The organism is Paraflavitalea speifideaquila, from assembly GCF_032395985.1.
Taxonomy (GTDB): domain Bacteria; phylum Bacteroidota; class Bacteroidia; order Chitinophagales; family Chitinophagaceae; genus Paraflavitalea; species Paraflavitalea speifideaquila.
Map to the genome: position 1 here is coordinate 1,736,583 of NZ_CP135920.1, position 8,937 is coordinate 1,745,519.

Here is an 8,937-nt window from a genome sequence, read left to right on the forward strand (position 1 = left end):
CACGTTTCAGATCACACGGGTGTTTTATTTGTAGCAATACATTTTAGAATATAAAATAACCGTGATGACACCTACTACAACATCTGCCAGTCAGCAAAAGAAGCTACAGCATAAAAGAACGTTTATCATCTGGCTGGCCATTTTTCCACTAATCACCATTTTGGTGTACCTCCTGGAAGGCTACCTGGCGCCACTGCCCCTGGTAGGGAGAACTTTTGTACTTACCCTATTGGCAGTTCCCTTAACCTCGTATTGGCTGCTGCCGCTGTATAATCGCCTTTTTCGTAAGTGGCTTAATTAATTCATAGAGGATTTACAACTACATCGAAGCAAAACCTATCCCGCCCGGCAGGAAGATTCACTATTCACCATTCATTATTCACCATTCACAACTCAATATTATGATCACTGTAAAAGTAACTTACACGGTACAAGCAAACTTTGCTGCTAAAAACAAAGAGAATATTCAAGGGTTCCTGAATGATTTCAAAGTACTGGGCAATGATTTCCGGTATACGGTATTGGCCGGCGCCGATGGTAAAACCTTTGTGCACCTGTCGCAATACAAGCATGAAGCGATCCAAAAGCAATTGTTGGATGTTCCTTCTTTCAAATCGTTCCAGCAACAAAGGGATGCAAGTGAACTGGAAGTGGAGCCGCAGATTGAGTTCCTTGCACTGGTAGACGCCTCGCATAGTATCTTTTAGGGAGATAGGAAAAGTTAGTAAATAAGCCTTTTGATTATGGGTGAAGTACTCAGATAATTAATAAACTCTTCAGTAGAGGAGGTTACCTTGTAATTCCCGAGGTTAATGAATTTATTGGTTCTGCCGGCCTGCTCAATGTCATCTGCATTAATGTAGGTGCCTGTTCTTACTTGTTTGGCGATTTCTTTAATAATCGTGCTTTTGCCTGATCCGTTTGGGCCGGCGAACACACGCATTCTTTTAGCAGGCAGATCTGTTAGCATGCAGTATGGTTCCTTTGGCTATTCTTCTTCTTTTAAATGTTTTGTAGCTGGCCGCTACTTCAAAGATCTTTTGAATATCTCCGGTAGGCATTCTTCTTACAATCCATCCATCTTGCAGGAAGGTTATTGGAATGCGCATTGCCTTGTTTTCGTTCACCGCATTTTTGGCAGCAGTCTGCCCTACGTTTTGGAAGAACGAACGATCAGCAGTTTCCTCAAAATCGCTTAGATCAATAAATTGTCTTGATCGTGCTTTGGCGCTGTAGTGGCTCTTGCTGTTTTTTTCTGTCTTTTTTGAAAGCAACCTGCTTCTTTTTCCGTGTTTCATATTCCTCTTATTCAATTTGCATTTAAAATACAACAAATAACCATAACATATTGACGAAGGACAGCCAATAAATCGTACACTTTACGTATCAAAACCGGACAGTAAAAGGGCTGAAATACAATAGTAAGTCGTTGATTTGTAATATCTTGGTACTTTGGCATTTTAGTAGTGACTGTAATGGCTAAATCAATCAGTAAAAGATAGTTATCATGGGCATGGTCGGCAATTTGCTTCGGGTTTCCAATGCAGCGTTGGAAAGGTATTTGGAAAACAGTTCGCTATTGGAAAACAGGATCTATGAAGATGCATCCGAAGAAGGAGACCCCGGCCTGACAGACATCGACAAAGCCTGGAGCGGTATTTTGTTTCTGCTGACGGGGCAAAACCTGGATGAATTGGATCATCCGCTTGCCAGGGTACTATTTAGTGGACAGATCATTGATGAAGAACAGGACCTGGGTTATGGACCGGGTCACTACTTAACACCACGCCAGGTAAAAGAAGTACATGCAGAAATTGCTCCTATCACTGCTGCCGATCTAAGTAGTAAATATGATGTAAAAAAATGACGGAGCTTGACATTTATCCCACGATATGGGATGAAGCGGATGCGGTGGATTATTTATTGGAACATTTTAAAATTGTCAAAGAAGTATATGCTGAAGCCAGTAAAAATGGCGAAGCGATCATTACCTTCATCAATTAGGGGAATGCCCCTCAATAATTGGGGCAAAACACCAGCTTGAATTGCATCTGGCTAATGCATATTTACGTAGGTTTTACAACGTTGAATCTTGTATTTAAAAACATACGTTATATGCAAAAGCTGATCAAGCAATCTGTGTTGACAATTGTTGCCTTATTGTTGTGTTGGCAAATGGGGACTGCACAAACAATGTCCGGCGGGATGGGCGCCAATATTGGTATTGACGATAAGAGCAAATTCCCTTTCATTGTGCAAGTTCAAAAGGAATGCCCGCTGAACGGATGAACCTGATGTTCTAAGTAAAGTGCCATTAATTGGTGGTGATTCCAGGAATTTTAAGTTCGATTTTGGTGAGTTACACTCCGACAGGAATAAGACTATTATGGAGCTATTGACTATTTCTGTGAAGCAGCATTTAGATACTGTTAGTTTTAATAATGCAAAGGATTTAGCTACGAGATTAACTCAGATAAATTGTACAATTTCGCCAGATATTAGGCAATGTTTTACTGAGTTAGACCCTATGATACAACGAAGGCATCACATAGTTCACCAAGCTGATCGAAATGATAATGCTGGCAGCGGTAATCATAGATATAAATCGATAAGCTATAGCCAAGTATTGAAATGGAAAAAAGCTATTGAGGGTTTTGTAGCAGAAGTAAATTTAAAGACACCTTAAAGAGTTTAAATATGGGTAAGTTTATAATATCGAAGGATAAGAATGGAGAGTTTCGTTTCAAGTTAACGGCGAATAATGGCGAAACAATTCTAGTAAGTGAGGGTTATTCGTCAAAGGCTAATTGTAACAACGGAATTGAATCCGTTCGAACGAATTCTCAGGAAGAAAGTAGGTTCATTAAAAAGACTGCGAGTAATGGCAAATATTACTTTAACCTGGCCGCGGTAAATAGCCAAATAATTGGAGTAAGTGAAATGTATGAAACTATTGCAGGTCGGGATTCTGGTATTTATGCAGTTAAAATGAATGCACCAACTGCCCCTGTAGATGGCATTTGATTTTTACATTATATACCAAAAGAGGGTGTAAAAACGCCATGGTAAATACGTGCATGTCTTCCTGGTAGTGGTAATTGATCTCCCAGCCGTTGAGTAGGCATACCTGCTGCACAATGGCCAATCCAAGGCCGGTGGATTGTATATTTTTAGAACTTTTCCTGAAGCGCTCAAACAATAGTTCGGCCGGGAAATCAAGCGGCTCGCCGGTATTGGCGATAATGAGTTGATGGGGCCATAAGGTGATATTGACCGTGCCGCCCTGTTCGGTATAACGAAGGGCATTGGAAAATAAGTTCGATAGCAATACGTCACACAAATAAGGATCGCTCACCAGGGTAGCCTGCACCAGGCGGGTAGTAATATTGATGTGCTTGGCTGCAAACAGGTCTTCCATGGTTTGGAGTTGTTGCTGCAACACCTCCTGAAAGTTGATGGCCTGTTTGGTTTCAAAGGCCTTATTGTCGAGCTTGGCCAGCAGCAGCAAACTCTTATTCATTTTGGTGAGGCGTTCCACACCACTTCTGGCTTCTACAATATACCTGGCCATTTCTTCATTTATTTCCAGTTGACTTAAACGATCGAGTTTGGATTGTATGATGCCCAAGGGTGTTTGGATCTCATGGGAGGCATTTTCTGTAAACTCGCGCAGGGCCATGTACTCACGGTGACTGCGATCGGTGAGGTCTTTTAAGGCTGCCTGCAGTTCTTTAAATTCGGTGATGGGAGAGCTTTGTAGTTGTAGTGGGGTAGGAGAGCTGACGGTATACTTTTTCAGGTTTTCCAGGTTGAGGAAGAAAGGGGTCCATATCTTTTTGTTGGAGAAATAATTGATCAGTACACCGGATGCTGCCAGCAATAAAATGGCGGCCAGCAACAGGTAAAAGATGGTCTTGTAATAATTGCCCCAGCCAATATAGGCGGTCATGACTTTAATATGGTAGTTGGCACCCCAACCTGCTTTACGATATCGAGGTAATGGTAATCTTCTTTCTGATGCTGTACCCTGTCATAAAGCAGGGTATCGCCATAGATGGGACTGGTATTAACGGGGTCGGTGGTGGGGGTAATTTGGGCAAAAGGGTAGCCGGGGCCTGGCTGGTGGCCAATTGATCGGCTACGAGGGCTGCCTGAAATGTCAACTGCTCATTCATTTCATCGGTAACCTCTTTTGGAGCAATTGGTACATGCCAACCCCAGTGATCAGTAGTATGATAATGGTGGCGGATAAAAATCGCGGGTAGTGCGGTGCAGCAGTTTCATGGCAACATGAATTTATAACCCATTCCATACACGGTTTTAATATAGTCGGTACCGGTATAGGTGGTGATCTTTTACGCAGGTTCATGGTATGCACGTATACGGTATCATAATTATCGACCATATCATAATGATCGCCCCACAAATGTTCGGCAATGGACTGTTTGCTCACCACACGGTTTTTGTTCACAATAAAGTAGAGTAGCAGTTCATATTCTTTTTGGTAAGGGCAATGATATCGTCTTTCCAACGCACTTCCTGGGCTACGGTATCCACTACCAGGTCGTCGATCAAAATATGGTTGCGCCCGCTGAATGATTTTCTGCGTAGCAGGGCATTGACCCGTGCATTGAGTTCTTCCAGGTGAAAGGGTTTGGTGATATAATCGTCGGCCCCCAGTTCGAGGCCGGTGAGTTTATCGGTGAGTGAGTCTTTTGCGGAAACGATGAGTACGCCGGCTTCTTTCTGTTGCTTTTCAGCAGCTCCAGCAACTTCAGCCCATTGCCGCCAGGCAGGGTAATATCCAATACAATGGCATCATACTCATGCAGACTTATTTTGTCTTCACCTTCCTCAAAGGTGGTTGCCTTCTCGCAACGGTATCCCTGCTCGGTGAGGTAGTTGTCCATTTCATCCAGCAATAGTGGTTCGTCTTCTACCAATAATAATTTCATGGGCTTAGCGTATTAGGATGATGCTTCCTGCCACAATGAGCAGGGCGCCGGTAACGGTTTTCCAATCTAGCTGTTCCTTCAACAGCAATACCGATAAGCCAATGGCGATGGGCACACTCAATTTGTCGATAGGCGCCACTTTCGATACGGGGCCGGTTTCCAGGGCTTTGAAATAAAAGATCCAGGAAAGGCCGGTAGCGATGCCACTGAGTATCAAAAATAGTAAGTTATTACGTGTCAGGCTCTTTACATCCTTCAACTGACCGGCGGCCAGTACAATGGCCCAGGAAATAAATACAATGACGACCGTACGGATGGCAGTGGCCAGGTTGCCGCTGATGCCCTTCAAGCCCATTTTGGCCAGGATGGCGGTGAGGCCGGCAAAAACGGCTGATAATAAGGCATAGTATTTCCACATAACACAAATGAACTGGTGAATTCTAAAGTTAAGTTGAAGGAATGAATAATGGGGCCTGGCTAAGCTGCAGGCAGGTGCGGGATAGGAGCTGCCTGGCTGGCTAATTATCCTGGTGCCGGATGCGCTAAACGGGTTTATTGGGTTGAGTAACTGACCAGTGGGTGGTTGTTAACTGTGCTTTAACAAGCTGAATCAGCCAGCAGCACACCTTGCTGCCGGCAGGCCAAGGCAGTGGTTCCTCTTTATTTTCTTCTCCATACAATAAAATTTAGTGGAAGCCTGGGGTAGGGGATACCCGCAATTAGCCGTTTTCTTTAAAATTCCTACAGATTTGGAATTTACGTTTGCTTTAACCCCAACAGAAACTGCTTCTAAAATTGCTTGAATGTACAACAGGATAACTCGTAACAGGTTTGCATTTATTTGGGTGATCATTGGCTTATACCTCATCCTTTCTGTGCTTACCCGGATAGCGCTTTTATTGATCACCAGCTCAGCAGGCATTACCATTGGTCAGTTTGCCGGATTGTTCTTTATTGGCTTTGTGTATGACCTGGCTATTGTTTCCTTTGTTATCATCCCCTTCGTATTGCACCTTTGGCTGCAGAATGAATTTATTTACCGCAAAGGCATGTTGCCGGTGGTGAGCGGTGTTTTTATAGCCCTGCTGGCCTTGCTGCTGTTTACCAATATTATACCCAAGGATTTTAGTCCTCCTTTATTCACGGCCCTTATAGGCTATATTATTTTCCGCTTTGGGGTTTATCTCTTCCTGTTCTTTATGCCGCTTGGTGTTCGCCAACGCTGGCGTACCGGTGTATTATACTTTGGTTTTGTATTGGTGATCTTTTTATTGTTGTTGAATGCGGTGAGTGAGTTTTTCTTCTGGCAGGAATTCTCTACCCGTTATAATTTCATTGCTGTCGATTACCTGGTATATACTACGGAGGTATTGGGCAATATTACTGAGTCGTATCCCATCGCCTTGATCATGACGGTATTGATCGTCACTGCTATTGCCCTGGCTTTTATGAGCCGGCGCCTGATCCGCAACAGTGTTAGTCAGCCGCTTTCTTTTGCAGGCCGTACGCTGCTGGCGGTATGTCTTTTGGCGGTACCTGCGCTGGTATATGTTGGTATGACTGAAAAATGGCGTCACTTTAGTAAAAATGAGTATGCCAATTCCATGGCAGGCAATGGCCTCTATGAATTTGCCCTCGCCTTCACACAAAATGAGCTGGACTTCTATAAGTTTTACCAAACGCTTCCGGATACAACGGCTTTTGCCCTGGTGAAGCAGCAGTTGCAAATGCCCAATACGCGGTTTGCAGGTAATGACCCTTACAGTATAGAGCGGGATATTTTGCCCACGGGCGCCGAAAGAAAGCTCAATGTGGTATTGATCAGTGTGGAAAGTTTCAGTGCCGATTTTATGCAGGCCTTTGGCAGTACCAAAAACATTACGCCCTATCTTGATTCGCTTGCCAGGCATAGTTTGTTTTTTACGAATTTATACGCTTCAGGTACCCGCACGGTGCGCGGGCTGGAGGCCTTATCGCTGTCGATACCTCCCACGCCGGGACAAAGTATTGTAAAAAGGCCCGACAATGGCGGTATGTTTTCGCTGGGTAGTGTATTGCGCTCCAAGGGGTATACCACGCAATACATTTATGGGGGTATAGCTATTTTGACAATATGAAGGCCTTCTTTGGCAACAATGGGTATGCGGTGATTGACCGCAGTGCCATTAAACCGGAAGATGTGCATTACCAGAATATCTGGGGAGTAGCTGATGAAGACCTGTTTACGCTGGCCCTGCATACGCTTGATTCCAATGCTGCCAGTCGGAAACCCTTCTTTACGCAGGTAATGACGGTTTCAATCACCGGCCCTATACTTATCCCGATGGCCGGATAGATATACCTCCTTCCACGCAATCAAGGGAAGGGGCGGTGAAGTATACGGACTATGCGATCAACAAGTTTCTGAAGGAAGCGGCTGCCAAACCCTGGTTTGATAGTACGGTATTTGTTATCGTTGCCGACCATTGCGCCGGCAGTGCGGGCAGTGTAGAGTTGCCTGTAACGGGTTATCATATCCCCATGCTTATTTATGCTCCCAAAATATTGCAGCCCCGGATTGTTGAGGGCTTAACGGCTCAAATTGATGTGGCGCCCACCATACTGGGTATGCTGAATTTCCAGTACCGGTCGAAGTTCTTTGGGCTGGATGCACTGAATACGCCTGTTGAAAAGCAACGGGCATTTATCAGTACTTACCAGGGACTGGGTTATTTGCGGGACGGCAAACTGGTGATACAATCGCCGGTTAAAACGGTACGTCAATTCAAGCCCGACTTTGAAACCGGTAATGCCGGAGCTATCAGCCTTAATGACAGCCTGGTAAATCAGGCCATCGCTTATTATCAGTGTACGAGCTGGTTGTTAAAAATAAAAAACAGGGAGAGTAATCCCTACCCGTAATGCTGGCAGGCATTTACCGGTCAATCCCAACCCAAACCAGGTATCATGAAAGTATTGATTGTGGAGGATGAACCATCCCTGGCGGCCAGTATTAAAACTTACCTGGGTAATGAAAGTTTTGTATGCGAGATAGCCCCCAACTTTGATACAGCACTGGATAAAATAGCCTTGTACGATTATACCTGTATTGTGCTGGATATTACACTACCGGGTGGTTGTGGACTTTACCTGTTGCAACAATTAAAAGCGGCCAATAAATCAGACGGGGTACTGATCATTTCTGCCAAAAACTCTCTCGACGATAAAGTGGAGGGGTTGAACGCAGGCGCCGATGATTACCTTACCAAGCCTTTTCATTTACCCGAACTGGGCGCCAGGGTATTTGCCATCATCAGGCGTAAAACCTATAATGGCAATAATATAGTACAGTTCGATGAACTGCAGTTGGACCTCGCCGAAAAAACAGCCAGCGTAAGGGATATAATAATCGACCTTACCCGCAAGGAATATGACCTGCTCTTGTATTTTATCAGCAATAAGAACAGGGTTATTAGTAAACAAGCCATTGCCGCTCACTTATGGGGTGATGATATGGACATGGCCGAAAGCTTTGATTTTATTTATACGCATATCAAGAACCTGCGCAAAAACTGCTGCAGGCCGGTTGCCCTGATTACATCAGATCAGTATATGGTATGGGATATAAATTAACCCAAAGCAGGCAATAAGGCCTCCATGAAATTAATCAGTCAATACAACCGTATTACCCTCCTGGCCACCATCCTGGTATTTCTGCTGGCCAGCCTGGCTTTTTATTTTTCTTGCAATTTGTATTAATAGAACAACTCGATGAAAGCCTCCATATTGAACAACAGGAAATTGCCAGCTATACCCGCAAATACAACAAACTTCCTGAAATAATACCGGTACACGATCTGCAAATAACTTACCGGCATGTGGATACCCAGATTGGAGAAAGGCTTAGCACGGTACAGGCTACTGATTTGGGCGATCATGAAAAGAAGCCTTCCGGCAGTTTATTTTCAGCATCCCTGTACTGGGGAAATGGCAGGAAGTAACT

15 protein-coding genes and 2 pseudogenes are annotated in these 8,937 nt (G+C 44.3%); 10 read left to right on the plus strand and 7 right to left on the minus strand.

Translation table 11 applies throughout. The features are described 5' to 3' along the window. Positions 1-64 precede the first annotated feature (64 nt). Both RS881_RS12040 and RS881_RS12045 read left to right on the plus strand, forming a co-directional pair. Positions 65-301: a hypothetical protein gene (locus tag RS881_RS12040; RefSeq protein WP_527250426.1), complete on the plus strand. Its 237-nt coding sequence runs from the start codon at positions 65-67 to the stop codon at positions 299-301. 100 nt (positions 302-401) lie between these two features. Further along, positions 402-707: a hypothetical protein gene (locus tag RS881_RS12045; RefSeq protein ID WP_315821297.1), complete on the plus strand. Its 306-nt coding sequence runs from the start codon at positions 402-404 to the stop codon at positions 705-707. 14 nt (positions 708-721) lie between these two features. Here the strand turns inward: RS881_RS12045 and RS881_RS12050 are convergent, their stop codons facing one another. Both RS881_RS12050 and RS881_RS12055 read right to left on the minus strand, forming a co-directional pair. Further along, positions 722-937 (minus strand): hypothetical protein, encoded by a 216-nt coding sequence (locus RS881_RS12050; RefSeq protein ID WP_315821298.1) that lies wholly within the window; start codon positions 935-937, stop codon positions 722-724. 10 nt (positions 938-947) lie between these two features. Beyond that, the gene (locus RS881_RS12055; RefSeq protein WP_315821299.1) at positions 948-1,298 is read right to left on the minus strand and encodes a hypothetical protein; all 351 of its coding nucleotides are present in this window, start codon (positions 1,296-1,298) and stop codon (positions 948-950) included. A gap of 215 nt (positions 1,299-1,513) precedes the next feature. Between RS881_RS12055 and RS881_RS12060 the strand changes: the two are divergent. The 3 genes and pseudogenes from RS881_RS12060 (at position 1,514) to RS881_RS12070 (ending at position 3,024) form a co-directional block, all read left to right on the plus strand. Beyond that, positions 1,514-2,004: pseudogene (locus RS881_RS12060) on the plus strand (DUF1877 family protein). Between the two features lie 111 nt (positions 2,005-2,115). Next, positions 2,116-2,289, plus strand: a complete 174-nt coding sequence (locus RS881_RS12065; RefSeq protein ID WP_315821300.1) for a hypothetical protein — start codon at positions 2,116-2,118, stop codon at positions 2,287-2,289. Positions 2,290-2,697: 408 nt separating this feature from the next. Next, complete coding sequence (locus RS881_RS12070) at positions 2,698-3,024, plus strand: YegP family protein (protein ID WP_315821301.1); 327 nt, start codon at positions 2,698-2,700, stop codon at positions 3,022-3,024. Here the strand turns inward: RS881_RS12070 and RS881_RS12075 are convergent. The 5 genes and pseudogenes from RS881_RS12075 to RS881_RS12100 form a co-directional block, all read right to left on the minus strand. Then, positions 2,984-3,949: a sensor histidine kinase gene (locus RS881_RS12075; protein WP_315821302.1), complete on the minus strand. Its 966-nt coding sequence runs from the start codon at positions 3,947-3,949 to the stop codon at positions 2,984-2,986. The two genes, RS881_RS12070 and RS881_RS12075, sit on opposite strands and share 41 nt — an antisense overlap. Before the next feature lie 34 nt (positions 3,950-3,983). Further along, complete coding sequence (locus RS881_RS12080; protein WP_315821303.1) at positions 3,984-4,175, minus strand: hypothetical protein; 192 nt, start codon at positions 4,173-4,175, stop codon at positions 3,984-3,986. Then, positions 4,172-4,471 (minus strand): winged helix-turn-helix domain-containing protein, encoded by a 300-nt coding sequence (locus tag RS881_RS12085; RefSeq protein WP_315821304.1) that lies wholly within the window; start codon positions 4,469-4,471, stop codon positions 4,172-4,174. The genes RS881_RS12080 and RS881_RS12085 overlap by 4 nt, the downstream gene beginning before the upstream one ends. A 209-nt stretch (positions 4,472-4,680) precedes the next feature. Beyond that, positions 4,681-4,955, minus strand: a pseudogene (locus RS881_RS59340) (response regulator transcription factor); the annotation flags it as partial. Between the two features lie 4 nt (positions 4,956-4,959). Continuing rightward, entirely contained in the window at positions 4,960-5,373 is a 414-nt protein-coding gene (locus tag RS881_RS12100) for an EamA family transporter (protein ID WP_315821305.1), read from the minus strand. Between the two features lie 385 nt (positions 5,374-5,758). On the opposite strand from RS881_RS12100, the gene RS881_RS12105 reads away from it, so the two are divergent. The 5 genes from RS881_RS12105 to RS881_RS12125 all read left to right on the plus strand — a co-directional run bounded on the left by RS881_RS12105 (position 5,759) and on the right by RS881_RS12125 (position 8,935). Further along, positions 5,759-7,072: an LTA synthase family protein gene (locus RS881_RS12105; protein WP_315821306.1), complete on the plus strand. Its 1,314-nt coding sequence runs from the start codon at positions 5,759-5,761 to the stop codon at positions 7,070-7,072. Next, positions 7,069-7,290, plus strand: coding sequence for a hypothetical protein (locus tag RS881_RS12110; protein WP_315821307.1), 222 nt, complete (start codon positions 7,069-7,071; stop codon positions 7,288-7,290). Before RS881_RS12105 ends, RS881_RS12110 begins: the two co-directional genes overlap by 4 nt. A 35-nt stretch (positions 7,291-7,325) precedes the next feature. Continuing rightward, complete coding sequence (locus RS881_RS12115; protein WP_315821308.1) at positions 7,326-7,856, plus strand: LTA synthase family protein; 531 nt, start codon at positions 7,326-7,328, stop codon at positions 7,854-7,856. 45 nt (positions 7,857-7,901) lie between these two features. Next, entirely contained in the window at positions 7,902-8,567 is a 666-nt protein-coding gene (locus RS881_RS12120) for a response regulator transcription factor (protein ID WP_315821309.1), read from the plus strand. Between the two features lie 110 nt (positions 8,568-8,677). Continuing rightward, positions 8,678-8,935 (plus strand): hypothetical protein, encoded by a 258-nt coding sequence (locus RS881_RS12125; RefSeq protein WP_315821310.1) that lies wholly within the window; start codon positions 8,678-8,680, stop codon positions 8,933-8,935. Positions 8,936-8,937 lie beyond the last annotated feature (2 nt).